The following is a 24,136-nucleotide window of genomic DNA, read 5'->3' on the forward strand; positions in this document are numbered from 1 at the left end:
GAGTCATATTTATGACTGTGGGGGCCACTTTTGGCTCTAGGCGACCCTTGGCAAAGCTGCTACTCTCGGCGCGCTTTTGTGACTTCTCGGCGTTGAATTAGGCCAGATTCACCAATAAACACACACCAATAATAATCGCATCAAATGCGGTGAGAATTCGCGTTGCTGAGGAGTGGGCTTCCATGATCGAAGACTTTTGGAAGGATAAGTACCCAGCTGGGATTGCTGCCGACATCAATCCAGACGAGTATCCGAATATTCAGGCGGTGTTGAAGCAGTCCTGCCAACGCTTCGCCGACAAGCCGGCATTCAGCAACCTGGGCAAGACAATTACCTACGGGGAACTGTATGAATTGTCCGGTGCCTTTGCTGCGTATCTGCAACAGCATACCGACTTGCAGCCTGGCGATCGAATCGCCGTGCAACTGCCCAACGTTCTCCAGTACCCGGTTGCCGTGTTCGGTGCGATTCGCGCCGGCCTGATCGTGGTCAACACCAACCCGCTGTACACCGCGCGGGAAATGGAACACCAGTTCAACGACTCCGGCGCCAAGGCGCTGGTGTGCCTGGCGAACATGGCGCACCTGGCCGAGGCTGTGGTGCCCAAGACGGGCGTCAAGCATGTGATCGTCACCGAAGTTGCCGATTTGCTGCCGCCACTCAAGCGTCTGCTGATCAACAGCGTGATCAAGTACGTCAAGAAGATGGTCCCCGCTTATCACTTGCCCAAGGCCATCAAGTTCAACGATGTGCTGAGCAAGGGCCACGGCCAGCCAGTGACCGAAGCCAACCCCACCAGTGACGACGTGGCCGTGTTGCAGTACACCGGCGGCACCACTGGCGTGGCCAAGGGCGCGATGCTGACCCATCGCAACCTGGTGGCGAACATGTTGCAGTGCAAGGCGCTGATGGGGTCCAACCTCAACGAAGGTTGCGAGGTCCTGATCACACCGCTGCCGCTGTATCACATCTACGCTTTCACCTTCCATTGCATGGCGATGATGCTGATCGGCAACCACAATATCCTGATCAGCAACCCGCGCGACCTCCCGGCGATGGTCAAGGAACTGTCGAAGTGGAAGTTCAGCGGTTTTGTCGGCCTCAACACGTTGTTCGTGGCCCTGTGCAACAACGAAGCCTTCCGCAACCTGGATTTCTCGGCAATGAAGGTGACGTTGTCCGGTGGCATGGCCCTGCAACTGGCGGCGGCCGAGCGCTGGAAAGAGGTTACCGGCTGCCCGATCTGCGAAGGTTACGGCATGACCGAAACCAGCCCGGTCGCCACGGTCAATCCGATCCAGAAAATCCAGATTGGCACCATCGGCATTCCGGTGCCGTCGACGCTGTGCAAGATTATCAATGACGCCGGCGAAGAACTGCCATTGGGCGAAATCGGTGAACTGTGTGTGAAAGGTCCACAGGTCATGAAGGGCTACTGGCAGCGCCAGGACGCCACCGACGAGATCCTCGACAGCGAAGGCTGGCTCAAGACCGGCGATATCGCGCTGATCCAGCCGGACGGCTACATGCGCATCGTCGATCGCAAGAAAGACATGATCCTGATCTCCGGTTTCAACGTATACCCCAACGAGCTGGAAGACGTGCTGGCGACCCTGCCGGGCGTCCTGCAGTGCGCGGCCATCGGTGTACCGGACGAAAAATCCGGCGAGGCAATCAAGATTTTCATTGTGCCCCGCCCGGGTGTCACGCTGACCAAAGAGCAGGTGATGGAACACATGCGCGCCAACGTCACGGGCTACAAAGTGCCCAAGGCGGTGGAATTCCGCGACGCGCTGCCGACCACCAACGTGGGCAAGATCCTGCGACGCGAGTTGCGTGATGAAGAACTGAAGAAGTTGGGTCTGAAGAAGTAAAACCGCTGCCAACAAAAAGCCCCGCCAGTGCGGGGCTTTTTGTTTGGGATTGCCCTGGCAGGCCCCAAAAATCTGTGGCGAGGGGATTTATCCCCGCTGGGTTGCGCAGCAACCCCTGCGTCTTGTATGACAGATTGGTGTGGCTCATGAAAGCGTGGGGCTGCTTCATAGCCCAGCGGGGATAAATCCCCTCGCCACAGGAAGCCCGGCAGCTTATACGGATTGGTTACAACCGAAACTGGGCAAAATCCAGGTTAGTGCCACCCGGGCGCATGTCCTGCAGGTACGAATCCTTGTCGGCGCTCAGCTCCAGGCTCAGGGCCGCCTTGCGCTTGCCCTGGTTGCGTACTTCCAGGCCTTCCATTTTTTCGCGCAGGAACACGGTCGGTACCTTCAGGTGCAGCAGCTCATCGGTGGCCGGCGTGTGCAGCAGCAGGTGGATCCATTCGTACTGACCGATGGCCAGGCGTGCCACCGGGATATCGAACCAGAAGATGTTGCGGTTGCGGTTCAATTCGCTGAAGTGGCAGTTATTGACGCCCAGTACGGCGCCGCCCAGTTCCTGGTTTCTGCGGGCGATGGCCTGCTTTTTATCGAGTTTCATAACGTTCCTACGAGATTGGAGCTTCAGGTCGCAGCCTGAATACGTGGGGCATTCTCGGGGGTGGATCGGCAAACATAAAGCGCAACCTGCATCTGACGATGAAATGCGCTGCTGAAAAAATGAAACTCCCCGCAAACGGCCTCGGTCAACCCTTATGTAATGACTTTTCGTACAGTTGTTCACAGGAGAGACATCATGGGTAGCACGAGCGATAAAGTGAAGGGCGTTGCCAACGAAGCCGTCGGCAACATCAAGCAAGGCGTCGGCAAGGCCACCGACAATGACCGCATGCGCGCTGAGGGCGTGGTCCAGGAGAAAAAAGGTGAGGTTCAGCAAAACGTGGGCAAGGCCAAGGACGCAGTCAAGAAAGGCGTTGACGAGGCATAACCTGCCTGTTGAATAACCGATTGGAACGGCCATCCGCGGGTGGCCGTTGTCATGTCTGCTCGAACTTGCACCGGGGAAATTGTTCCAAAGTCGCCAAACAGGTTACTTTTGTCTTGGATAGCAACCCCGAGAGTCGCCAGGCGACCTTCCTTTTTTGCGGCGAAAGGAGACGCACATGATGTTCCCGGCCTTGAAAGGCTTGCCCTTGCATCGTGTGATGATGCGTACCGTGACCGAGTTTCTCGACGACGAGATGTCGACCTATGCCTCGGCATTGGCCTACCAGATGCTGTTTTCGCTGTTCCCCTTCATTCTGTTCCTGATCGCACTGATCGGTTTCCTGCATTTGCCGGACTTCTTCTCCTGGCTGCGCCTGCAATCGGAGCTGGTGTTGCCACCCCAGGCCCTGGAGCAGGTCAACCCGGTGATCGACCAGCTTCAGCAATCCAAGGGGGGGTTGTTGTCGGTGGGTATCGTCATTGCGTTGTGGACTGCCTCGGCCGGTGTCCGGTTGATGATGAGTGCGATGAACGCCGCCTACGATGTGGTAGAGGGCCGTCCGATCTGGAAGCGCTTCCCGCTGTCGATTTTCTACACCATCGGCATCGCCGGCATGTTGTTGGCCGCCGCGGCGCTGATGGTGCTCGGGCCGCAGGTGATGGGCTGGATCGCGGCCCAGGTCGGGCTGGAGGAGTTCATCGTCACACTCTGGACCATCGTGCGCTGGCCGGTGATCGTGTTTTTGCTGATGGTGGCTGTGGCGTTGATCTATTACGTGATGCCTGACGTCAAACAGGAGTTTCGCTTTATTACACCGGGGTCGGTGCTGGCGGTGGTGGTGTGGATCATCGCGTCCCTGGGCTTTGCGTTTTACGTCAAGACCTTCGCCAACTACAACGCCATGTATGGCAGTATCGGCGCGATCATCGTGCTGTTGCTGTACTTCTACATTTCTTCGGCGGTGCTGTTGCTCGGTGCGGAGATGAACGCGGTGATCGAGCACATGTCCGCCGAGGGCAAGGACCGTGGTGAAAAGAGCCCGGGCGAGCACGAAAAACAGCATGTGTCGGGCCTGGGCCGTGACCATTCCATTCCTCACCCCCACACTGACGAAACCTGACCATGATTCGTGAAATCCTGAAAATGGGCGACGAACGCCTACTGCGTATTGCCCCGCCGGTGCCGCCGGAAATGTTCGACAGCCCAGAGTTGTGGCAGTTGATCGACGACATGTTCCAGACCATGGAAAGTGTGGGCGGCGTCGGCCTGGCCGCGCCGCAGATCGGTGTCGACCTGCAACTGGTGATCTTTGGCTTCGAGCACAGCGAGCGTTACCCGGACGCCGAGGCGGTGCCCCAGACGATCCTGATCAACCCGCTGATTACGCCATTGGGCCCACTGATGGAGGAGGGGTTCGAGGGCTGCTTGTCGGTGCCGGGCCTGCGCGGTGCGGTCGATCGCTATCAACACATTCGCTACGAAGGCTTTGACCCCAAAGGCGAAGCCATTGTGCGCACGGCCTCGGGCTTTCATGCGCGGGTAGTGCAGCATGAGTGCGACCACCTGATCGGGCGGCTGTACCCCTCGCGCATCACCGATTTCAGTAAGTTCGGCTTTACCGAGGTCATGTTTCCGGACCTGGACCCTGCGGCGGACGACTAGCCTACGCAAACCCTCTGTGGGAGCGAGCCTGCTCGCGATAGCGGTGAGTCAGCTATGAAGCTGTTGACTGACACGCCGCTATCGCGAGCAGGCTCGCTCCCACATTGGATTGTGATGCGCTTCAGGATTGTGTTTTAGGTTCCATCCCCATCGCAATCATCGGCTTGCTGCGCGCGTAGCGACTCAGGCGCTCGGCCATCGCATAAGGCAGCACGGGGTCGAAGCTGAACCCCTGCCGCTCATAAAAGCCGCGCAAATCAGGATGGCAGAACAACCAGACCGGTCCTTCCACGCCTTTCACCGCTTCGTCGATCAAGCGCGCCGCGATCCCCTGCATGCGATACGTCGGGTCGACAAACAACCCCGTCAGCCAATGCCCACCCGATACCGCTCGCAAGCACAGGGCCGCGATGATTTCATCCTGCCGCGCCACCCACAACTGCGCTTCACGCACCGCTTTCATTGAAGATTGGTGGGCGCGATAAAACTTGTTCATCAGCGGCCACAAGGGTTCATCGAGCCGCGTGTAGTGGATCTGGGACATGGCAAAGTCAGGGGCGGTGAAGGGGAGGGTGATTATAAAAGAACATGTCGGCGGCGATAGGTGTATACCTGACTTCACATCCCGTATGAGTGGAGTACGTATCATGGCCAAAGGCATGGATTCAAAAAAAGCGGCAAAGAAAAAACCGGCGAAGACCGCCGATGAAAAGCGCGCCGACAAAAAGGCCAAGAAGGTGAATCTGTTCGGTCATTGAATCGACGCCAGCGGGCGACGGGCCAGGGATGCATCCCGGCCATCGGCCCGCTGACCCCCGCAGCCTATCAAAGCGAGGCGAAGAACATGTCCGTAGCCGGGTCTTTGCCGGAGGTGCGACTTTCCTGGTCCTTCTCGACCTGCGCCATCGCCGTCTTGTCCTGCATGCGCTGGGCAATCTCCTGACTGACCGCCAATTGCTTCTCGGGCGGCATCGCCTCGAACTCCTCCTGGGTGATGCCCATCTCTTCAAGAATGCTGTCGCGCAGACGCTCTTCAGGCGTCTTGCTCATGTAGTCCTTGAATGCGTCCAGAGCAGAGCTGCCCTGTGTCTTGGCCTCATCGGAGGCTGATGAAGCAACGGTCTGCAACTGAACCCGGGTCTTGGCAAACGCTTCATCAACCTTGTCGCTGATGGCGGTGGCGGCATTGACCTGCTGTGTGGCTTGTCGCGCGATCGAAGCCTGCACCTGCGTGCTGCCCTGGCTGGCCTGAGCCTGGACGTTATCGCGCAATGCCTGCAGCGCGGCGCTTTGCAGGCCGCTGGCGGCTTCTGCGGTGGGATCCTCGCCCGGACGCTTGGGCAGCAAAATCATCGCTTGCTGTTGTGCACTGACCAACATGATGGATACCTGCGGTTATGGCTGAGCCATGTGCAGGAGCAAATCCCATGCCGCCGTCGCGAGCCCTGGATCCAAAGGACTGTGTAGCATCTGTCGGCGATCATGGCGGCCAATCCTTGCCGTCGGACGGCATGGATCGACCGCACATGACCGTCGGGCTCAGGTACTTTCGCGAACCTTGAGTTCAAATCCCATGTCCACCACCGGCTGAGCGATGCGGTTGCCGGCCATCAACGTGAGCATCTGTTCGGCGGCGCGCTGGCCGATGGCTTCCCGTGGCGTGCTGATGCTGCTCAGGCGCGGCACCATGTGGGCCGAGGCGGGCAAATCGTTGAAGCCCAGGACCGCAACCTGTTCGGGAATCTTGATGCCACAGCGCAGGGCTTCGAACAGCGCGCCGTGGGCCAGGTCGTCGTTGCCGAAGAAGATTGCATCGACGTCCGGATGGCTGGCGAGTAACTGCAGGAACAGTTCGCCGCCCAGGCCCACCGAGGATGGCCGTGGGGTCAGCAGTTCCAGATCCGGGTCGTACAGGCCGGCTTTCTGCAAAGCACGGCGAAAACCTTCGCCACGCAGCAACGTGCGCTGGTCCAGTTGTGCGCCGACATAGGCCAGGCGCTTGCGACCCCGGGAGATCAAGTGCTCGGCCGCCGTCTCGCCGGCCTTGAGTTGCGAAAAGCCGACGCAGTTAAGGCCCGCACCGGGGTCCAGTTCCATCATGTACACGCAGGGAATGTTGCTGGCCTCGATCATGCGCCGGGCGCTCTCGGTACGGTCGAAGCCGGTCAGCAACAGACCGCGTGGCTGATAGGCCATGTAGTTACGCAGCAGGTCTTCTTCTTCGTCCCGGGAATAGTGATAGTTGCCGATCACCACTTCGAAGCCCTTGGGCCTGAGCACACGATGAATGGCTTCCAGGGTGTCGATGAACAACAGGTTGGACAACGACGGCACCAGCACCACCACCGAATGGCTCTGGGCCGAAGCCAGGGCGCGGGCGGCGGGGTTGACCACGTAGTTCAGGTCGCGGGCGGCCTGGCGGACTTTTTCCACCAGGCTTTCGGCAACGGTGCTGACGCCGCGCAGGGCACGGGAGGCGGTGATAGGACTGACACCGGCCAGGCGTGCGACTTCGTTGAGCGTAGGGCGACCGGTGGTGCGGGTATTCTTATCGTTTTTAGTGACGGTCATCAGGGCGGCTTGCCAAACAAAAATCAAGGCACTAAGGTAGCGCTGTCTCGACGCGGCTGCAAATGCGTGAGCGGGGTTTGCCTGAGCCCTGACCGTTAGCGTTGTGAACGAACATGCTGCAACCACAAAAATGACAAGAAGGCGTCGGCAACTTCTGCTTTTGCTCTGGTGTCACAACTTGCAAAGGTAGCGCTGTCTGCGCGCTGAGGTGTTACATGAATAATCCCATCACCGCCCTGGTCATCATGGGCGTTGCCGGTTGCGGCAAGACTTGCGTCAGCCAGGCCCTGTGCCAGTTGAGCGGCGCCACCGCCATTGAAGGCGACACTTTCCACCCCGCGGCCAACATCCAGAAGATGAGCGCCGGTATCCCCTTGAACGACGACGACCGTGCCGGCTGGCTTGACAGCCTGTGCGACGAGTTGCGCCGTGTCGATGCGATGGGCGAGCGTCCGGTGCTGACCTGTTCGGCCCTCAAGCACAGTTATCGCGAGCGTCTGCGCAGTGCCTTGCCGGGCCTAGGCTTCGTATTTCTTGAGTTGACCCCTGAAGTGGCCGCCGACCGCGTGTCCCATCGTCCGGGGCATTTCATGCCGTCGACCCTGATCGACAGCCAGTTTGCCACCCTTCAATCCCCTGTTGGCGAGCCCCTGACCCTGGCTCTGGATGCATCCAGCCACAGCGTCGATGAACTGGCTCATCAGGCTTATGTCTGGTGGGTGGATCACGGTTTGAAGCTGGCCAGTTGAGTTGCAAAAATTTTGCGTCAGAAAGATAGCGCTGTCCCGACGGCTTACAAATAACCGCTTCAATAACAACAACAAATCAGGAGACACCTCCCATGTTCGGCATGTCCCACGAGACGTTTCTGCTGCTTGATGCAGTGGTTACGGTGATCGGACTTATCGTCCTTATCACCAAGTTCAAACTCCACCCGTTCATTGCACTGACCATCGCGGCCGCTTTTCTGGGCCTGACCTCGGGCATGCCGATCGGCACCATCATCAAGGCGTTCCAGGACGGCTTCGGTGGCGTGCTGGGCTTTGTCGGCATCATTCTGGCGTTGGGTACGATGCTCGGTAAAATGATGGCCGAATCGGGCGGGGCCGATCAGATCGCCCAAACCCTGATCCGCGCCTTCGGCAAGGATAAAGTGCAGTGGGCCATGATGTTCGCCGCCTTCCTGGTGGGCATTCCGCTGTTCTTCGAAATCGGTTTCGTGCTGCTGATCCCGCTGGTGTTCATCGTGGCGCGTCGCACCGGTGTCTCGATCATCAAGATCGGTATCCCGCTGCTGGCCGGTCTTTCCGCGGTCCACGGCCTGGTGCCACCGCACCCGGGCCCGCTGCTGGCGATTGGCGTATTCGGTGCCGACATCGGTAAAACCATTCTCTATGGCCTGATCGTGGCGCTGCCGACGGCCATTATTGCCGGGCCGATTTTCGGTACATTCATTGCCAAGCATATCCCCGGCCATCCGAATCAGGAGCTGGTGGACCAACTGGCACGTGAGACCGATTCTGCCGATCTGCCGAGCTTCAACATCACGCTGATCACCGTGCTCTCGCCGGTGTTCCTGATGCTGCTCAAGACCTTTGCCGATGTGGTGTTGCCTGAAGGCAATTTCTTCCGCACGTTCATGGACCTGATCGGGCATCCGATTTCTGCACTTCTGTTGGCATTACTGCTGTCGCTGTACACCTTCGGCTACAAGCAGGGCATCGGTTCGAGCCAGATACTCAAGTGGCTGGACGCGAGTCTGGCACCGACTGCGGCGATCATTCTGATCATCGGTGCAGGCGGTGGCTTCAAGCAGATGCTGGTCACCAGCGGTGTGGGTGATGTGATCGGTCACATGGCGGTGAGTGCGCAGATTTCACCGATCCTGTTGGCCTGGCTGGTGGCGGCGGTGATTCGCATCGCCACAGGCTCGGCGACCGTGGCAACCATTACGGGTGCCGGGATCGTGGTACCGGTGGTCGGGATGATTCCGGGTGTGAACCGTGAGCTGCTGGTCCTGGCGACCGGTGCCGGTTCGCTGATCCTGTCTCACGTCAACGATGCCGGCTTCTGGCTGGTCAAGCAGTACTTCAACATGACCGTGGCCGAAACCTTCAAGACCTGGACCGCGATGGAAACCATCCTGTCCGTGGTAGCGCTGATCTTCATCCTGTTGCTGTCGCTGGTGATCTAAGCGACGACGCATCACCCATTGTGGGAGCGAGCCTGCTCGCGATAGCGCACTGACCGTCAGCAACGAAGTCGACTGTCATGCCGCTATCGCGAGCAGGCTCGCTCCCACATTGGCTTCTGGTGATCTGAAGATCCAGAGTGGGAGCAAACTCCCACATTGATTTTGGTATCAGGCGTTCGGTTTGCTGACCAACCCATCCGCCCGGAACATCCCGCGAATGCCGCGAACGGCCTGGCGAATCCGGTCCTGGTTTTCGATCAGTGCAAAGCGCACGTGATCATCGCCATATTCACCGAACCCCACCCCCGGCGAGACGCAGACCTTGGCTTCGGCCAACAGCTTCTTGGCAAACTCTAGCGAACCCAGGTGTGCATAAGCCTCGGGGATCTTGGCCCAGACGTACATCGACGCCTTGGGGTTTTCCACCATCCAGCCCAGTTCATGCAGGCCCTTGACCAGCACATTGCGGCGCTGGCGGTACTGTTCGGCGATATCCCGCACGCACTGCTGGTCGCCTTCAAGCGCGGCGATGGCCGCCACTTGCAGCGGTGTGAAGGTGCCGTAGTCGTGGTAGCTCTTGATCCGCGCCAGGGCGTTGACCAGTTCCGGGTTGCCCACCATGAAGCCGATACGCCAGCCAGCCATGTTGTAGCTTTTGGACAGGGTGAAGAATTCCACGGCGATGTCTTTTGCACCCGGCACCTGCATGATCGACGGGGCTTTCCAGCCGTCGTAGACGATATCGGCGTAGGCCAGGTCGTGGATCACCAGCACGTCGTACTGTTTGGCCAAGGCGATGACCCGTTCGAAGAAATCCAGCTCCACGCATTGCGCGGTAGGGTTGGACGGAAAGCCCAGGATCATCATTTTCGGCTTGGGAATCGAGCCGCGAATGGCGCGCTCCAGCTCGTCGAAGAAATCCACCCCCGGCACCAGTGGCACCGAACGCACCTGGGCGCCGGCGATCACCGCGCCGTAGATGTGGATCGGATAACTGGGATTGGGCACCAACACGGTGTCGCCCTGGTCCAGGGTCGCTAGCATCAGATGCGCCAGGCCTTCCTTGGAACCGATGGTGACGATGGCTTCGGTTTCCGGGTCGATGTCCACCTCGTAGCGGTCCTTGTACCAGCGCGAAATGGCGCGGCGCAGGCGCGGTATGCCTTTGGAGGTGGAGTAACCGTGGGTGTCTTCACGCTGGGCGACGGTGACCAGCTTTTCCACGATATGTGGCGGTGTGGCGCCGTCGGGGTTACCCATGCTCAAGTCAATGATGTCTTCGCCGCGCCGACGCGCAGCCATCTTCAGCTCGGCAGTGATATTGAATACATACGGGGGGAGTCGATCGATGCGCGCAAAGCGGCGCGGCGAACCTTGGTTGGCCATTATTGCCTCGAGATACGTGAGCGCCCGGAACCGTCCGAGCGACGTTGGCCACTGCGGTGGCCTGCGGCGCAAGATAAAGGGGCTGATGGCCAATTGTCCAGTAGCGGCGCGCAACTATTTTCGACGACACTGTCGATCCGCTCAGGGGACTTTCAGTAACACCTGCGCATTGTACGACTCGCCCTGTTCAAAAAACGAATGGACTGAATGATGGAATTTTCCAGCGGTTTCCTGCTGAGCCTTTCTTTGTGCCTGGACATTGGCGTGGCCAATATCGCGATGATTACCCTGGCCATGCAACGTGGCTATTTCCAGGGTTTCGCCCTGGGCCTGGGCACATGTGTGGGGGACCTGATCTACGCGGTCCTGGCCTTGGCCGGCATGACGGTGCTGCTGCAATACGAAACGGTGCGCTGGGTGCTGTGGATCGGCGGCTCGGTGGTGCTGCTGTATTTCGCAGCGAAGATGATTCATTCGGCGATCTATCACCATGCGGCGTTGGCCGAGGCTGGCGAGGTGCGGAGTCATTCATCCGGGCAGGAGTTTTTTCGCGGGATTTTCCTGGCGATGTCGTCGCCCAGTGCCATTCTCTGGTTCGCGGCGGTGGGCGGCACATTGATCGCTCGCTCGGGCGGCGGAACGATCCTCAGCTCGGCGCTGTTCCTGAGTGGATTTCTCTGTGCCGGACTTCTCTGGTGTGCAGGCCTGTGCCTGGCAGCAACCCAGGGCGGCAGGCTGCTGGGGGATAAACTGTTGCGCTATTGCTATTGGGCATCGGCCGCCATCTTCTGCTATTTCGCGGTGTACGTGATTGTTTCTGGCTACAACGAGTTTATCGGGAAAGTGGCGCCGGCCGTTGTGCCTGGACTCGGATAAGCGAAACGGGCCTGGCAATCTTCATCAGGCTTCTATACTGCAACACCCGACCTCACGTTTCTGGAGTGTTGACGCATGGAAAAGCACGAACCCGATAACGCAGCCGAACCACGCTTCGAACACGGACGTTTTCAGATAATCGCCGGTTTTGGTGGCTGTTTTACCCCGGACACCGCCGAGGATATCCCGCTGCTCTGGGAAAAGTTTTTGCCCTGGCTCGGTAAAGTGCCAGGGCAGAAAGATGAGGTCACCTATGGCGTGTGTTGCAACCCGGACGGGAAGGGTGGGTTTGAATACATTGCCGGCGTGGAAGTCAGCCGGCTCGATGATTTGCCCGAACAGTTGCGCTGGATCGAAATACAGCCTGCGCACTACGCAGTGTTCGAACACAAAGGTCCGTTGAAAGCCCTGCCGCAGACGTTCCACTACATCTGGAAAGAGTGGCTGCCGCGATCCGGCCACACAGCTGCCGAGGCCCCGGAGTTCGAACGCTACAGCGAAGACTTCAACCCCAGGACCGGCGAAGGCTCTCTGGAAATCTGGATTCCTCTCAAACCGAGCTGATTGCCATCCTCTCGGCAATGCAAACCGGTGGGAGCGAGCCTGCTCGCGACAGCGGTGCCACATCCAACATTCATGCAAGCTGGCCCACCACAATCGCGAGCAGGCTCGCGCTCACAGACAGGTTATCTCCTGGTCAAACACCAGCCCCATCCGCCGCTCATAACCGATGCGGCCCTTGTACGCTTCGCCACTGTCGACCCAGCCCAGCCGGGTATACAGGCCGATGGCCGAGACATTATCGGCGTCGACCGAAAGCTCCAGTCCTCTGATTTGCGGCCATGCCGCCCGAGCCACGGCAGGAAGCGCTAGTAGGCAGGCCTTGCCGTAACCCTTGCCCTGGGCCCGATAATCGACTTGCAGGGCGTGCAGGGTGGCGCTGTGTTCGTTGGCCCAGGCGGGCAGTACTGGCGGGCGCTTGAGTAACAGGAACGCCACTGGCACTTCGCCTGCCAGCAACGCAAACCCTTTGACGCCAGGGCCGGGCCTGGACAACAGCGTGTGCAGTGCGCCGTGGATATCGCCGGCGAACTTGATCTGTTCGGGGTGGATTTCGATGGCTTCGACCTGCGTGCGCTGCAGCTCGGTGAGGTCTTCGTAGGGTACGAGCTGAGCGGTCACAAAAGCATCCGTTGTTTGCCGACAGAATGGGCCTGGGATTCTAGCGAATTTTTTTCTTTGAATTATTTTTGTTTGGGTTGTCGATTCGCAGTTTCTCTAAACGACAAAGGGTGTCTTCAACAAAAACCTGCGGAGAATCACCATGAATACCCAAGCCACCGAAACCGAAATCAAGGCCTTGATCGAGACTTATCGCCAGGCTGTCATGGAAAAAAATGTTGAAAAAGTCATGGCGCTCTATGACGACAACATCGTTTCGTTCGATGCCATCCAGGCCCTGCAATTCAAGGGCAAAGTCGCTTACCGGGCCCATTGGCAGGCGTGCATGGAGATGTGCCCTGGACCGCACAAGTTCGACTTCCATCAGATCGAGATTACCGCAGCTGACACGATCGCCTTCGCTCACTGGCTGGCCTATTGCGGCGGCACCAACGACAAAGGTGAAGAGCAGGCTTGCTGGATGCGCACGACCGCTTGCTATCAACGGGTGGCCGGGCAATGGAAGATTGTCCACGAACACTGGTCCGCGCCGTTTGATCCGATGGCCGGTACGGTGATGTTCGACCTGCAGCCCTGATCGTCGGTTTTTTCGCTGAGCGCTTTTCTGCGGTCCATAGTTGATCAGTTCGATCACGGAGCTTTCCATGAAGTACTTATGCCTGGTCTATAGCAACGAGCATGCGCTGCACAACTCACCCGACAGCCCGCAGGACGCTGAATGCATGGCCTACGCCGAGTCGGTCCAGGGCAGCGGTCGTATGATTGCCGCCGAGGCCCTGGAGTCGGTGCAGACCGCTACCACGGTGCGCATGCGCGGCGGCAAGTTGTCGATCACGGACGGTCCGTTTGCCGAAACCAAGGAGCAACTGGCGGGCTTCTACCTGATCGACGCCAAGGACCTGAACGAAGCTCTCCAGGTCGCCGGCAACATTCCGGCGGCCCGGGTCGGCTGCGTCGAGGTCCGACCGGTACGTCAACTGAATCCCTGAACAACAATCACAAACAGGATTTCATTCATGAACCTCAAACCTGCCGCGTTCGAGTTGTCCATCAGCCGGGTGATCGACGCCTCGCGTCAGAAGATTTTCCGCGCCTGGACCGAGCCGGCGCTGCTTGTCCAATGGTGGGGACCCCACGGCATGACTACGCCGGAGTGCGAAATGGAGCTGTGGGTCGGTGGTCAGTTTCGCACCCTGATGCGTGCCCCGGACGGCAGTGAGTATCCGACCATGGGCGTGTTCCTGGAAATCGTCGCCCCGCAGCGGCTGGTCTTCACCGATGCGTTTGTGCCCGGCTGGATCCCCTCCGGCAAAGCCTTCATGACCGGCGAAGTGTTGCTTGAGGAGATGGGCGATAAAACCCTTTACACCGCCCGCGCCCTGCACTGGAACGAAGAAGACCGCCAGGCCCACGAAGCCATGGGCTTTCATGACGGCTGGGGCCAGAGCCTGGACCGGCTCGAAGCGCTGGTGACCCAGGGCATGCCCGACTGATGTCGGCCGAAGAAGTCAGTGCACGGGTCGAGCAGGTTTATCGGCAAGACTCGCGGCGCATCCTGGCGACGCTGATTCGCCTGCTGGGGGATTTCGACCTTGCTGAAGAGGCCTTGCACGAGGCCTTCTTCATCGCGGTCGAGCGCTGGCAGCGCGACGGTGTGCCGGACAATCCTCGGGCCTGGCTGGTGTCGGCCGGGCGCTTCAAGGCCATCGACAGTTTGCGCCGGCGCGCTCGCTTCGCGGCGAGCCGGCCGATGCTGATTGCCCAGCTCGAAGAACTGGAGCAGAGCGACTGGAGTGATGAGGACGTGGAAGACGATCGCCTGCGGCTGATCTTCACCTGTTGCCACCCGGCCCTGGCCGCTGATGCCCAGGTGCCGCTGACGTTGCGGGAAGTGTGCGACCTGACCACCGAAGAGATCGCCCGGGCTTTTCTCGCCGCCCCGGCGGCCATCGCCCAGCGCATCGTGCGGGCCAAGGCAAAAATTCGCGATGCGAAGATCCCCTATCAGGTGCCGTCCCGCTCGGAACTGCCCGAGCGGCTGGACAGTGTGTTGCGAGTGATCTACCTGGTATTCAACGAAGGCTATTCGGCCTCGATGGGGGCTGAGGTGACGCGTGAAGATTTGACCCGCGAAGCCATCCGCCTGGCCCGCCTGTTGATGGAGCTGTTGCCTGAAGCCGAAGTCATGGGTTTGCTGGCATTGATGCTGCTGCACGAGTCGCGGCGGCGAGCACGAACTTCTCCCGGCGGTGAACTGATCCTGCTGGATGAGCAGGACCGATCCTTGTGGGACGCCGACATGATCGCCGAAGGCTGCGCCCTGGTGGAAGCCGCGCTCAATACCCGAAGGTTCGGGCCTTATTGCCTGCAAGCTGCGATTGCGGCAGTGCATGCCGAAGCCCCCACGGCGCAGGAGACCGACTGGCCGCAGATCGTCGGCCTCTATGATGTGTTGCTGCGTGCGGTGCCTTCGCCGGTGATCGAACTCAACCGCGCCGCGGCCCTGGCCAAACGCGATGGACCGCAAGCGGGCTTGCAGCGGATCGACGCGATTCTGGACCGGGGCGAGTTGCTCGATTATCACCTGGCCCACTCGGCGCGGGCAGAACTCTGTCGGCAGTTGGGACGCGTGGAGGAGGCGAGGGCGGCATATCGACGCGCGCTTGAATTGACTCAGCAATTGCCGGAGAGGCGGTTTATCGAAGGGCGGCTTGCGGGATTACAGTGATGACCACAAGCGATGAAATCCTGTGGGAGCGGGCGTTGTGGTGTGCATCGTATTTATGAACAGCTGAAACCACTGTGGGAGCGAGCCTGCTCGCGATAGCGTCATGTCAGTCACATTGCTGTTGGCTGAAACATCGCTATCGCGAGCAAGCTCGCTCCCACAGGGTTTTATGGCTTGGCTGACGGGCATAACCCGTCAGTCAACCAGCCTTGATCAGAACTCGTGATCAGCGCTGTCCGGGTTCAGGTCGCTGATGCCCAGTTTGCCCGCGGCCTGTTCGATCGCGCCGGTCTGCTTGACCAGTGCGGCAATGGCGTCGCGCACGACCTGGTTGCCAGCGGTGTTGCCCGCAGCGATCAGTTGGTCGTAGTGCTCACCCTTGTTGGCGTGATCGACCATGACTTGGATCTTGGCTTCGGTGTCGGCCAGGTCGGCCTTGAGGGCGTTGTCAGCGGCCGGGTCAGCCTTGGCCACCAGGGACGACAGGCTGGCGCCGGTCATCTTGGTGCCGTCGACGCGGGTGTATTCGCCCAGGTAAACGTTGCGCACGCCTTTGGCATCGTAGAAGTGCGAGTTGTGGGTGTTGTCGCTGAAGCAGTCCTGCTCGTCTTCTGGCGAGTTGGCTTCCAGGGACACCTTCATACGTTCGCCCGCCAGTTCGCCGAGGGACAGGCTGCCCATGCCGAACAGCATCTTGCGCAGGCCGGTTTCGGCAGGCTCGGCTTCCAGGGTGGCGCGGTAGTTGTCAGCCACGTTTGGCTTCCAGTTGCCGACCATTTCTTCCAGATCGCTGACCAACAGTTGGGTCACGGCCTTGAGGTAGGCGCGACGACGGTCGTTGTGACCGCCAGTAGCCCCGGCGCCTTCCAGATAATCGGAGGCCGGACGCTGGCCAGCACCAGGGCCGGTGCCGTTGAGGTCCTGGCCCCACAGCAAAAATTCGATGGCGTGGTAGCCGGTGGCGACGTTGGCCTCGGAACCGCCCAGCTCGTTCAGGCTGGCGAGTTTCTCCGGGGTGATGTCTTTCACGTCGACCTTGTCTTCGCCTACCTGGACTTCGGTATTGGCGATGATATTGGCGGTGGCGCCCGGGTTACCCAATGCGTGCGCATAGGAGGTGTCGACGTAGTCGATCAGGCCTTCATCCAGCGGCCAGGCGTTCAATTGGCCTTCCCAGTCGTCGATGATGGTGTTGCCGAAGCGGAACACTTCGCTTTGCAGGTAAGGGACGCGCGCAGCGACCCAGGCGGCCTTGGCGGCGTTGAGGGTCTCGTCGTTCGGTTTGGCCAGGAACGCATCGATCGCGGTTTGCAGGGTTTTCGCGGTGGATTCGGCATCGCTGTAGACCGCATGGACGATGTCGGCGTAGTGCGCGACAACGGCCTTGGCAGCGGCCTCGTCGATTTTGCCGGCTGCGGCTGGGGCGGCGGTGCTGGCTGCAGGCGTGGGCGCTTGCGGCGCGGCGGCCTTGTCTTTGCCTTCGCCGCAACCGGCGAGGGAAATAGCGATGGCCAGCAAACTGGCGGTAGCCAGAGGCATACGAATCATGGCGAACATCCTGCTTCGGTGATGGATGGGACAGGCGCGAGGTGCGCAAAGCTGCGACATAATGCGAAAGATTTGCATTATGTGTAAAGGGTTGTAGCTGTAAATATTTCTTATTTGTGATGCGGCGCGGGCAGCCTTCCGTAGGCGCCGCCGAGCTAAGCGAGGCGGCGATCTCTGCCCAGACGCTTGAGTCTCAAGCGAACAAACCAAAGAGCGCAGGCTTCGCCAACTCCGGCAGAGGCATGACTACCCGAGGAGAAAGAATCAGATGATGGAGACTTTGCTGCGCTGCGCCTGCTTGAGATAGATGCCCAACTCCCGTGCCGGCAGCGGTTTGCTGTAGTAATACCCCTGACCTTCATGGCAGCCCTCGGAGATGATGTAGGCTTCCTGCTCGACCGTCTCAACCCCCTCGGCGATTACCTGCATCCCCAGGCTCTTGCCCAACTGGATGATGGCCCGGACGATGGTCGCGTCATCCTCGTCATCGAGCAGGTCCTGGACGAAGCTCTTGTCGATCTTGATCTTGTCCAGCGGCAGGCTCTTGAGATAACTCAGGGACGAATAACCGGTCCCGAAGTCATCGATGGCAATCAGCGCGCCGGAGCGGCGCAGACTGAGCAAGTGCTGGGCGGCTGTCGTGATGTCTTCCATCAGGCCGGTTTCCGTGACCTCCAGCTCCAGGCTGCGCGGCGGCAGGCGGTACATCTGCAGCAAGTTGTTCACCACCCGCGGCAGTTCGGCATGGTGCAATTGCACGGTGGACAGGTTGACCGCCATGCGCAGGTCAACGAAGCCCTGGTCATGCCATTCGCGCAACTGTTTGCAAGCCTGATCCAGGACCCATTCACCGATGGCGATAATGGTGCCGTTCTGTTCGGCCAGGGGAATGAACAGGTCCGGCGGCACGAGGCCGTGTTCGGGGTGATGCCAGCGAATCAGCGCCTCGGTACCCACCACTCGCAGGTCGCGATAGCTGACCTGCGGCTGATACACCAGGCTGAACTGCTCGAGGAGCAGAGCCTCGCGCAGGTCTTTTTCCAGCTCGCGACGGCGGCGCATTTCACTGTCGACGCTGGCGATGTAGAACTGGTAGCGATTGCGCGAGCGGGCCTTGGCCAGGGTCATGGTCTGCTCGGCTTTCTGCAACAACTTCTCGGTGCTGTCCCCGTCCTCGGGAAAGAGGGTGATGCCAATGGTCGCCCGTAGGCGGATTTGCTGATCATCGAGGATGAACGGCGCCTCCAGGTCATCGAGGATGCTCTGGGCCAACTCGGCGGCTTCGTAAGGTTGTTCGATATCGGCCTGGACCAGGGCGAACTGGTCGCCCCCCAGTCGCGCCAGCGCGCCAAGGCGTCCGCTGTGGGCTCGCAGCCTATCTGCCAGGGCCAGCAGCAACTGGTCACCGGTTTGATAGCTGAACTGTTCGTTGATGCCCTTGAAGTCATCCAGCCCCACACACAGTACGGCCACCCGGCGTTGCAAGCGCCCGGCATCCACCAGGATCTTGTCCAGTTGCTGTTGAAGCTGTTGACGATTGGGCAGGCCGGTGAGGAAGTCATACTGGGCCATGCGCAGCAGGCTGTTTTCCGCCTCGTGGCGCAGGTGTGTATTGCGCTCGATGGAGGCGAGCAATTGGTTGGCGGTGTTGATCCAGAGCCCCAACTCATTTTGTTCGTGGCCGCGTAGCTGCGGGATCTTGTGTTCACTCGGCCGGTCGGGGTTGATTTCGGTCAGGTGTTCGATGATCCGCGACAGTGGTTTGGTCAGCAGCCAGTGATAGACCAGGTACAACACCAGGCCCATCGCCAGGGCTCGCAACATGCCCGATATGAAAATGATTACGGAGTTGACGATGAAACTCTGGCCGTAGGTGGCGGTGTCGAGAGTAATGCTCAGGTCACCGTAATATTCACTGTAAGGCCCGCGACCCACCAGTTGCGTGGTGAATGTGCGTTCCTTGCCAAGGATCAGGTCGGTCAGCCAGCGACTTCCAGAGTGCTGCAAAGGCCGGGTTTTTTCGGCAAGCATGGTCTCTTGAGGGTGACCGATAGAAGCCATGCGCACCGCTTGGTCCTGAAACAGCCCCTCGATCACTTGCATGCCCATCTCCCGGTCAAGGCTATAGACGGCCTGGGTCGAAGGGTCCCGGAACATATCAAGAATTCGTTGGGCATCGCTGGCGACGGCATGGTCGGTTTTGTAGGCATCGAAAACGATCTGGGCGCAGCTCAATACCACGCCGACGATCAATGCCGAAAGGAGCACGACCCGGAGCAACTTCACAGACAAGCTGTTCTTGAGTTCCAGCTTCAAAGAGGGGGTTCCTTGTTCCGTGCGAGTAGCGTCAAGTTGCCATGAGTATTGGCAATCCTGTGATGTCAGTCAAAGGGACAATCAAACACAAGGGTCTTCGCCTGAAACCTGGCCGTTATACGGTGTTTCCAGAGTTATTGCTCTACGACCATTGTGTCGGATGGAAGGGCCCGCAACTTGAGGCCTGGGTTTGATTTTTGTTGGATTTCAGACACGAGGTAGGGGGCCGGACAAGATCCCGGGGCTTTGTGCCAGCTAAAAAAAACCCGGCAAAGCGCCGGGTTCTTTTGTCTGGCATTACGGATCAAGCGGTGAAGGTCTTGCCTTCGAACTGCTCGGCCACAAACTTCCAGTTGACCAGGTTCCAGAACGCTTCGACGTATTTCGGACGAAGGTTGCGGTAGTCGATGTAGTAGGCGTGTTCCCAAACGTCGCAGGTCAGCAGCGGGGTGTCGCCGCTGGTCAGCGGGTTGCCGGCGCCGATGGTGCTGGCCAGGGCCAGGGAACCGTCAGCCTTTTTCACCAGCCAGCCCCAACCGGAACCGAAGGTGCCGACGGAAGTCTTGGTGAATTCTTCCTTGAACTTGTCGAACGAGCCGAACGCACTGTTGATGGCGTCGGCCAGCGCGCCGGTAGGTTGACCACCGGCGTTTGGCGCCAGGCAGTTCCAGTAGAAGGTGTGGTTCCAGACCTGAGCGGCGTTGTTGAAGATACCGCCCGAGGAAGTCTTGACGATTTCTTCCAGGGTCTTGCCTTCGAACTCGGTGCCAGGTACCAGGTTGTTCAGGTTCACGACGTAGGTGTTGTGGTGCTTGTCGTGGTGGAATTCCAGAGTCTCTTTGGAGATGTGCGGCTGCAGTGCATCGTGTGGATAAGGCAGCGGCGGCAATTCGAAAGCCATGGTGATTCTCCTAATCAGGTCAGTTGCGGTGAGCGCAAGGCCGATCACGGGCGGCCAGACTAGCGCCGGGGAGTTTGTACTCATTGCGGCGCAGGAGTCGGATCATAGCACCGGGGGAACGGCATAACCACGCAACAACTGTGTGGGATAGAGGTTCCAGAGCGGTTTGGAATAATCAGCCAGAGACGATCAACTGTATGGCCACGCTGAACATCATCGTTGCCACCAGCACATCCAGTATCCGCCAGGTACTCGGCCGTGCCAGCCACGGTGCCAGCCATGCCGCACCGATTGCCAGTGTGAAGAACCACAGCAACGAGGCACTGGCCGCTCCCACGACATAGGCGCCAGGCACGCTTTGCTGGGCCCCGAGGGAACCGATCAGCAACACGGTGTCGAGATAGACGTGGGGGTTGAGCAGGGTCACCGCCAACGCACTGAGCAGCACCGCCCGTAACGAGCGCACGACCTGTTTTTCATCTTGTTGCAGGCTTTGTTTCGAACAGGCCCGACGCAACGCCAGGCTGCCATACCAGAGCAGGAACCCGGCGCCGCCCCAGCGGGCTATTGAAAGCAGCAACGGGCTTTGGGCCAGCAGTGTCGCCAGGCCGAACACCCCGGCGGCCACCAGCAACGCATCGCAAGTTACACACAGAGCGGCGACCGGCAAGTGATGTTCGCGGCGCAGGCTTTGCGCCAGCACGAAGGCGTTCTGAGCGCCGATGGCCATGATCAGCCCGAGGGCCACCAGTAGTCCGTTCATGTAGCTTTGCCACATAAATTACTCCCCGAGTAGGTATGAATGCGGGTGTCATTCTCTGGTGCAAAGCGGTATAAGAAAAACCAATATTGCTGATTGCTCATTAGGAAAACTGATGTTCGATTACAAATTGCTTTCCGCTCTGGCGGCGGTTGTCGAACAGGCCGGATTCGAGCGTGCCGCCCAAGTGCTGGGTTTGTCGCAGTCGGCGATTTCCCAGCGGATCAAACTGCTGGAGGCGCGGGTCGGCCAGCCGGTGCTGGTGCGCGTCACGCCGCCGGCACCGACCGAAATCGGTCGCCGCTTGCTCAACCATGTGCAGCAGGTGCGGCTGTTGGAGCGCGACCTGCAAAGCCTGGTGCCAGCGCTGGATGAGGAGGGGCTGCCTGAGCGCCTGCGGATCGCCTTGAATGCCGACAGCCTGGCCACTTGGTGGGCGGTGGCCGTTGGAGATTTCTGCGCCGAACATCATCTGTTGCTCGACTTGGTGGTGGAAGACCAGACCGTCGGCCTCAAACGCATGCGTGCCGGTGAGGTGGCGGCGTGCGTCTGCGCCAGTGAACGTCCGGTGGCTGGTGCCCGTAGTGTGTTGTTGGGGGCCATGCGCTACCGGGCGTTGGCCAGCCCGGCGTTCATCGCCAGGCATTTCCCCGATGGGGTGCGCGCCGATCAACTGGCGCGCACGCCGGCGCTGGTGTTCGGCCCGGATGATTTCCTGCAGCATCGCTACCTTGCTTCCCTGGGGGTCGAAGGCGGTTTCGAACATCATCTCTGCCCGTCGTCCGAAGGTTTCATTCGGCTCGCCGAAGCGGGGCTTGGCTGGGGACTGGTGCCGGAGTTGCAAATGCGTGAGCAACTGGAGCGGGGCGAGTTGGTGGAATTGCTGGCAGATAAACCGATTGATGTGCCGTTGTACTGGCATCATTGGCGCAATGGTGGGCAGTTACTGGGTTTGTTGACTGAACGATTGATCAAGGCGGCAAGCAGCAAGCTCCAAGCGGTAAGTTGAAAGCGATTGGCTTGAAGCTTGTAGCTTGAAGCTCGAATCTGATTTTAGGAGTCTTCATGAAAATTCTGGTTACCGGCGCAAGTGGCTTCATTGGCGGGCGCTTTGCGCGTTTCGCTCTGGAGCAGGGCCTGGATGTACGGGTCAACGGTCGCCGGGCCGAGAGCGTTGAGCACCTGGTGCGTCGCGGGGCGCAGTTCATCCAGGGGGATCTGAGTGACCCGTTGCTGGCTCGCGACCTGTGCCTTGATGTTGACAGCGTCGTGCATTGCGCCGGTTCCGTGGGGCTTTGGGGGCGCTATCAGGATTTTCACCAGGGCAACGTCCAGGTCACGGAAAATATTGTCGAGGCCTGCCTCAAGCAGAAGGTCCGGCGTCTGGTTCATCTGTCATCGTCGTCTATTTACTTCGACGGCCGGGACCATCTGGACCTGACCGAAGAACAAGTGCCCAAACGCTTCAAACATCCCTACGCTGCCACCAAATACCTGGCTGAACAGAAAGTCTTCGGGGCCCAGGAGTTCGGCCTCGAAGTACTGGCTCTGCGCCCGCGCTTTGTCACCGGCGCCGGCGACATGAGCATTTTCCCCCGGCTGTTGAAAATGCAACGCAAGGGCCGCTTGGCCATTGTCGGCAACGGGTTGAACAAGGTGGATTTCACCAGCGTGCAGAATCTCAACGAAGCGCTGCTCAGCAGTCTTTTGGCCGGCGAATCGGCCCTTGGCAAGGCTTACAACATCAGCAACGGCACGCCGGTGCCGTTGTGGGATGTGGTCAATTATGTGATGCGACAGATGGAAGTCCCACAGGTCCGGCGTTATCGTTCCTACGGGCTGGCCTACAGCGTCGCCGCCCTGAATGAAGGTTTTTGCACGTTATGGCCGGGCCGTCCCGAACCGACGTTGTCGCGCCTGGGCATGCAGGTCATGAACAAGAATTTCACCCTGGACATCAGCCGGGCCCGGCATTATCTGGATTACGATCCACAGGTCAGCCTGTGGACCGCTCTTGATGAGTTCTGCGCCTGGTGGAAAGCCCAGGATGCCCGCTGATCGCCCCGTCATGAACCGAGTGCCAGGTTCGGGGTCAATCGGTGCGGCGGGCGAGGGGGTTATACTCGCTGCATCAAGCCAACACCGGTTTCCCAAAGGTTGAACCCAATGCCCATGCGTAACGATTCCAACGACGACTTCGATGATATACCGAGCTTGCGGATGCGGGCCGACATTCCCGATGACGATGACTTTCTGCCTGAGCGCGAACGCCCGCCCCACGTGCAAGCGCGCCCGGCACCCGTTGCGGCGGCCAAGGTCAAGGGGGCCAGTACCGGGCCACTGTGGGCGCTGGTCGGTGCGCTGTTGTGTGCGCTTGCCTTCCTGGCGTGGTGGAGCTTCCAGCAGATTTCCTTGATGGAACAGCAACTGGTGGCCACCCAGGAAAGTTTCGCCCGTATCAGTGAAGATGCGGCGGGACGCTTGCAGGACATTTCCGGCAAGGTGGTAGCCGGTCAGTCCAATGTCATGAGCGACAGTGAAGCCTTGAAGTTGCAGATCAAACAGCTGGAAGGCAAGCTTCAGGAGCAGGGCAAGCAATTCGAAAGCAAGCTGCAGGAGCAGTACAAACAACAGATGGTCGCGTTCGGTCCGTCCGCCGACCTGGACAAGGAGCTGGCCCAGATCATTGCCCAGACCACTGAGCAGCAGAACGCCAGCACTCAGTTGCAAGCTTCCAACAAGGAACTCCAGGACCAGGTCAAAGCGCTGGCGGCTGAAGTTTCCGCCCTGAAAAACCAGGGCGAGGATGGTGCTCTCGATGCCCGGCTCAAGAGTATCGGCGCCGACATCACCGCCCTGAAACGCGCCACTTCCAACTCTGCCATCGAGCGTCTGGAGCAGGACGTGATCGTGCTCAAGAGCCAGCAGGACAACGGGGGCAGCAACACCGCCGAGTTCGACGCCTTCCGCGGCCAGGTCACCCGCAATATCAACACGCTGCAAGCGCAGATTCGCAACCTGCAGCAGCAACTTGGCAGCCGAACTCAGTGACGAGGCTGTAGTCGCGAGCGGTGGGTCAGTCAGTTTGCATCAATGGCTGATGTGCCACCGCCATCGCGAGCAGGCTCGCTCCCACATTGTGAGTCG

General features: G+C 59.6%; 25 protein-coding genes. 15 read left to right on the top strand and 10 right to left on the bottom strand.

Annotation, left to right across the window (positions count from 1 at the left end):
• Positions 1-182 precede the first annotated feature (182 nt).
• Positions 183-1,874 (top strand): long-chain-fatty-acid--CoA ligase FadD1, encoded by a 1,692-nt coding sequence (gene fadD1 / locus CRX69_RS04780; RefSeq protein WP_076386040.1) that lies wholly within the window; start codon positions 183-185, stop codon positions 1,872-1,874.
• Positions 1,875-2,100: 226 nt separating this feature from the next.
• Here the strand turns inward: fadD1 and CRX69_RS04785 are convergent, their stop codons facing one another.
• On the bottom strand, positions 2,101-2,478 hold the full coding sequence (locus tag CRX69_RS04785) for a hypothetical protein (RefSeq protein WP_030139341.1): 378 nt from the start codon (positions 2,476-2,478) through the stop codon (positions 2,101-2,103).
• Positions 2,479-2,673: 195 nt separating this feature from the next.
• On the opposite strand from CRX69_RS04785, the gene CRX69_RS04790 reads away from it, so the two are divergent.
• The 3 genes from CRX69_RS04790 (at position 2,674) to def (ending at position 4,527) form a co-directional block, all read left to right on the top strand.
• On the top strand, positions 2,674-2,865 hold the full coding sequence (locus CRX69_RS04790; RefSeq protein ID WP_047228344.1) for a CsbD family protein: 192 nt from the start codon (positions 2,674-2,676) through the stop codon (positions 2,863-2,865).
• A gap of 175 nt (positions 2,866-3,040) precedes the next feature.
• Positions 3,041-3,985, top strand: a complete 945-nt coding sequence (locus CRX69_RS04795; protein WP_047228343.1) for a YihY/virulence factor BrkB family protein — start codon at positions 3,041-3,043, stop codon at positions 3,983-3,985.
• 2 nt (positions 3,986-3,987) lie between these two features.
• Positions 3,988-4,527 (top strand): peptide deformylase, encoded by a 540-nt coding sequence (def, locus tag CRX69_RS04800; protein ID WP_047228342.1) that lies wholly within the window; start codon positions 3,988-3,990, stop codon positions 4,525-4,527.
• Positions 4,528-4,648: 121 nt separating this feature from the next.
• Here def and CRX69_RS04805 read toward each other — a convergent pair whose 3' ends face one another.
• The 3 genes from CRX69_RS04805 to gntR all read right to left on the bottom strand — a co-directional run bounded on the left by CRX69_RS04805 (position 4,649) and on the right by gntR (position 7,098).
• The gene (locus tag CRX69_RS04805) at positions 4,649-5,071 is read right to left on the bottom strand and encodes a GNAT family N-acetyltransferase (RefSeq protein ID WP_107321630.1); all 423 of its coding nucleotides are present in this window, start codon (positions 5,069-5,071) and stop codon (positions 4,649-4,651) included.
• 281 nt (positions 5,072-5,352) lie between these two features.
• A complete protein-coding gene (locus CRX69_RS04810; RefSeq protein ID WP_107321631.1) occupies positions 5,353-5,907 on the bottom strand; it encodes a hypothetical protein in 555 nt (184 codons plus the stop codon).
• 159 nt (positions 5,908-6,066) lie between these two features.
• The gene (gntR, locus tag CRX69_RS04815; protein ID WP_047228339.1) at positions 6,067-7,098 is read right to left on the bottom strand and encodes an HTH-type transcriptional regulator GntR; all 1,032 of its coding nucleotides are present in this window, start codon (positions 7,096-7,098) and stop codon (positions 6,067-6,069) included.
• A gap of 215 nt (positions 7,099-7,313) precedes the next feature.
• On the opposite strand from gntR, the gene CRX69_RS04820 reads away from it, so the two are divergent.
• A complete protein-coding gene (locus CRX69_RS04820; protein WP_076386036.1) occupies positions 7,314-7,847 on the top strand; it encodes a gluconokinase in 534 nt (177 codons plus the stop codon).
• Between the two features lie 92 nt (positions 7,848-7,939).
• The gene (locus tag CRX69_RS04825) at positions 7,940-9,292 is read left to right on the top strand and encodes a GntP family permease (protein WP_047228337.1); all 1,353 of its coding nucleotides are present in this window, start codon (positions 7,940-7,942) and stop codon (positions 9,290-9,292) included.
• Between the two features lie 168 nt (positions 9,293-9,460).
• Here the strand turns inward: CRX69_RS04825 and alaC are convergent, their stop codons facing one another.
• Positions 9,461-10,678 (bottom strand): alanine transaminase, encoded by a 1,218-nt coding sequence (alaC, locus tag CRX69_RS04830; protein ID WP_076386034.1) that lies wholly within the window; start codon positions 10,676-10,678, stop codon positions 9,461-9,463.
• Between the two features lie 210 nt (positions 10,679-10,888).
• Between alaC and CRX69_RS04835 the strand changes: the two genes are divergently transcribed.
• A complete protein-coding gene (locus tag CRX69_RS04835) occupies positions 10,889-11,554 on the top strand; it encodes a LysE family translocator (RefSeq protein WP_107321632.1) in 666 nt (221 codons plus the stop codon).
• Positions 11,555-11,629: 75 nt separating this feature from the next.
• Positions 11,630-12,118, top strand: a complete 489-nt coding sequence (locus CRX69_RS04840; RefSeq protein WP_047228334.1) for a GyrI-like domain-containing protein — start codon at positions 11,630-11,632, stop codon at positions 12,116-12,118.
• A 111-nt stretch (positions 12,119-12,229) separates the two neighbouring features.
• On the opposite strand, the gene CRX69_RS04845 is transcribed toward CRX69_RS04840, so the two are convergent.
• Positions 12,230-12,736 carry a GNAT family N-acetyltransferase gene (locus CRX69_RS04845; protein WP_076386032.1) on the bottom strand — a complete coding sequence of 169 codons (507 nt, stop codon included), beginning with the start codon at positions 12,734-12,736 and terminating at the stop codon, positions 12,230-12,232.
• Positions 12,737-12,878: 142 nt separating this feature from the next.
• Between CRX69_RS04845 and CRX69_RS04850 the strand changes: the two genes are divergently transcribed.
• From CRX69_RS04850 to CRX69_RS04865, 4 genes are all read left to right on the top strand, one after another.
• Entirely contained in the window at positions 12,879-13,313 is a 435-nt protein-coding gene (locus tag CRX69_RS04850; RefSeq protein WP_047228332.1) for a YybH family protein, read from the top strand.
• Between the two features lie 67 nt (positions 13,314-13,380).
• A complete protein-coding gene (locus CRX69_RS04855) occupies positions 13,381-13,725 on the top strand; it encodes a YciI family protein (RefSeq protein ID WP_047228331.1) in 345 nt (114 codons plus the stop codon).
• A 27-nt stretch (positions 13,726-13,752) separates the two neighbouring features.
• A complete protein-coding gene (locus tag CRX69_RS04860; RefSeq protein ID WP_047228330.1) occupies positions 13,753-14,229 on the top strand; it encodes an SRPBCC family protein in 477 nt (158 codons plus the stop codon).
• Positions 14,229-15,464 (top strand): RNA polymerase sigma factor, encoded by a 1,236-nt coding sequence (locus CRX69_RS04865; RefSeq protein ID WP_107321633.1) that lies wholly within the window; start codon positions 14,229-14,231, stop codon positions 15,462-15,464. Before CRX69_RS04860 ends, CRX69_RS04865 begins: the two co-directional genes overlap by 1 nt.
• A 213-nt stretch (positions 15,465-15,677) precedes the next feature.
• Here CRX69_RS04865 and CRX69_RS04870 read toward each other — a convergent pair whose 3' ends face one another.
• The 4 genes from CRX69_RS04870 to CRX69_RS04885 all read right to left on the bottom strand — a co-directional run bounded on the left by CRX69_RS04870 (position 15,678) and on the right by CRX69_RS04885 (position 21,007).
• A complete protein-coding gene (locus CRX69_RS04870) occupies positions 15,678-17,012 on the bottom strand; it encodes an imelysin family protein (RefSeq protein WP_107321634.1) in 1,335 nt (444 codons plus the stop codon).
• Positions 17,013-17,276: 264 nt separating this feature from the next.
• Positions 17,277-19,328 (bottom strand): putative bifunctional diguanylate cyclase/phosphodiesterase, encoded by a 2,052-nt coding sequence (locus tag CRX69_RS04875; RefSeq protein ID WP_047228327.1) that lies wholly within the window; start codon positions 19,326-19,328, stop codon positions 17,277-17,279.
• 304 nt (positions 19,329-19,632) lie between these two features.
• Complete coding sequence (locus tag CRX69_RS04880) at positions 19,633-20,229, bottom strand: superoxide dismutase (protein WP_047228326.1); 597 nt, start codon at positions 20,227-20,229, stop codon at positions 19,633-19,635.
• A 175-nt stretch (positions 20,230-20,404) separates the two neighbouring features.
• Positions 20,405-21,007 (bottom strand): LysE/ArgO family amino acid transporter, encoded by a 603-nt coding sequence (locus CRX69_RS04885; RefSeq protein WP_047228325.1) that lies wholly within the window; start codon positions 21,005-21,007, stop codon positions 20,405-20,407.
• Between the two features lie 97 nt (positions 21,008-21,104).
• Here CRX69_RS04885 and CRX69_RS04890 point away from each other — a divergent pair, with 97 nt between their 5' ends.
• From CRX69_RS04890 to CRX69_RS04900, 3 genes are all read left to right on the top strand, one after another.
• Positions 21,105-21,998, top strand: coding sequence for a LysR family transcriptional regulator ArgP (locus CRX69_RS04890; protein ID WP_047228324.1), 894 nt, complete (start codon positions 21,105-21,107; stop codon positions 21,996-21,998).
• Positions 21,999-22,054: 56 nt separating this feature from the next.
• Positions 22,055-23,047 (top strand): NAD-dependent epimerase/dehydratase family protein, encoded by a 993-nt coding sequence (locus CRX69_RS04895; RefSeq protein ID WP_107321635.1) that lies wholly within the window; start codon positions 22,055-22,057, stop codon positions 23,045-23,047.
• 108 nt (positions 23,048-23,155) lie between these two features.
• Entirely contained in the window at positions 23,156-24,040 is an 885-nt protein-coding gene (locus CRX69_RS04900; protein ID WP_107321636.1) for a coiled-coil domain-containing protein, read from the top strand.
• The last annotated feature ends 96 nt before the right edge of the window (positions 24,041-24,136 follow it).

The organism is Pseudomonas rhizophila (assembly GCF_003033885.1).
GTDB classification, from domain to species: Bacteria; Pseudomonadota; Gammaproteobacteria; order Pseudomonadales; family Pseudomonadaceae; genus Aquipseudomonas; species Aquipseudomonas rhizophila.

Bases quoted from the DNA above. Each gene is read 5' to 3' on its own strand.
- CRX69_RS04795 (WP_047228343.1), top strand. From the start codon at position 3,041: ATGATGTTCCCGGCCTTGAAAGGCTTGCCCTTGCATCGTGTGATGATG.
- CRX69_RS04810 (WP_107321631.1), bottom strand. From the start codon at position 5,907: ATGTTGGTCAGTGCACAACAGCAAGCGATGATTTTGCTGCCCAAGCGT.
- CRX69_RS04820 (WP_076386036.1), top strand. From the start codon at position 7,314: ATGAATAATCCCATCACCGCCCTGGTCATCATGGGCGTTGCCGGTTGC.
- def (WP_047228342.1), top strand. From the start codon at position 3,988: ATGATTCGTGAAATCCTGAAAATGGGCGACGAACGCCTACTGCGTATT.
- CRX69_RS04900 (WP_107321636.1), top strand. From the start codon at position 23,156: ATGCCCATGCGTAACGATTCCAACGACGACTTCGATGATATACCGAGC.
- CRX69_RS04895 (WP_107321635.1), top strand. From the start codon at position 22,055: ATGAAAATTCTGGTTACCGGCGCAAGTGGCTTCATTGGCGGGCGCTTT.
- CRX69_RS04870 (WP_107321634.1), bottom strand. From the start codon at position 17,012: ATGATTCGTATGCCTCTGGCTACCGCCAGTTTGCTGGCCATCGCTATT.
- CRX69_RS04850 (WP_047228332.1), top strand. From the start codon at position 12,879: ATGAATACCCAAGCCACCGAAACCGAAATCAAGGCCTTGATCGAGACT.
- CRX69_RS04890 (WP_047228324.1), top strand. From the start codon at position 21,105: ATGTTCGATTACAAATTGCTTTCCGCTCTGGCGGCGGTTGTCGAACAG.
- CRX69_RS04835 (WP_107321632.1), top strand. From the start codon at position 10,889: ATGGAATTTTCCAGCGGTTTCCTGCTGAGCCTTTCTTTGTGCCTGGAC.
- CRX69_RS04865 (WP_107321633.1), top strand. From the start codon at position 14,229: ATGTCGGCCGAAGAAGTCAGTGCACGGGTCGAGCAGGTTTATCGGCAA.
- CRX69_RS04785 (WP_030139341.1), bottom strand. From the start codon at position 2,478: ATGAAACTCGATAAAAAGCAGGCCATCGCCCGCAGAAACCAGGAACTG.
- CRX69_RS04885 (WP_047228325.1), bottom strand. From the start codon at position 21,007: ATGTGGCAAAGCTACATGAACGGACTACTGGTGGCCCTCGGGCTGATC.
- alaC (WP_076386034.1), bottom strand. From the start codon at position 10,678: ATGGCCAACCAAGGTTCGCCGCGCCGCTTTGCGCGCATCGATCGACTC.
- gntR (WP_047228339.1), bottom strand. From the start codon at position 7,098: ATGACCGTCACTAAAAACGATAAGAATACCCGCACCACCGGTCGCCCT.
- CRX69_RS04855 (WP_047228331.1), top strand. From the start codon at position 13,381: ATGAAGTACTTATGCCTGGTCTATAGCAACGAGCATGCGCTGCACAAC.
- CRX69_RS04880 (WP_047228326.1), bottom strand. From the start codon at position 20,229: ATGGCTTTCGAATTGCCGCCGCTGCCTTATCCACACGATGCACTGCAG.
- CRX69_RS04790 (WP_047228344.1), top strand. From the start codon at position 2,674: ATGGGTAGCACGAGCGATAAAGTGAAGGGCGTTGCCAACGAAGCCGTC.
- fadD1 (WP_076386040.1), top strand. From the start codon at position 183: ATGATCGAAGACTTTTGGAAGGATAAGTACCCAGCTGGGATTGCTGCC.
- CRX69_RS04825 (WP_047228337.1), top strand. From the start codon at position 7,940: ATGTTCGGCATGTCCCACGAGACGTTTCTGCTGCTTGATGCAGTGGTT.
- CRX69_RS04840 (WP_047228334.1), top strand. From the start codon at position 11,630: ATGGAAAAGCACGAACCCGATAACGCAGCCGAACCACGCTTCGAACAC.
- CRX69_RS04860 (WP_047228330.1), top strand. From the start codon at position 13,753: ATGAACCTCAAACCTGCCGCGTTCGAGTTGTCCATCAGCCGGGTGATC.
- CRX69_RS04805 (WP_107321630.1), bottom strand. From the start codon at position 5,071: ATGTCCCAGATCCACTACACGCGGCTCGATGAACCCTTGTGGCCGCTG.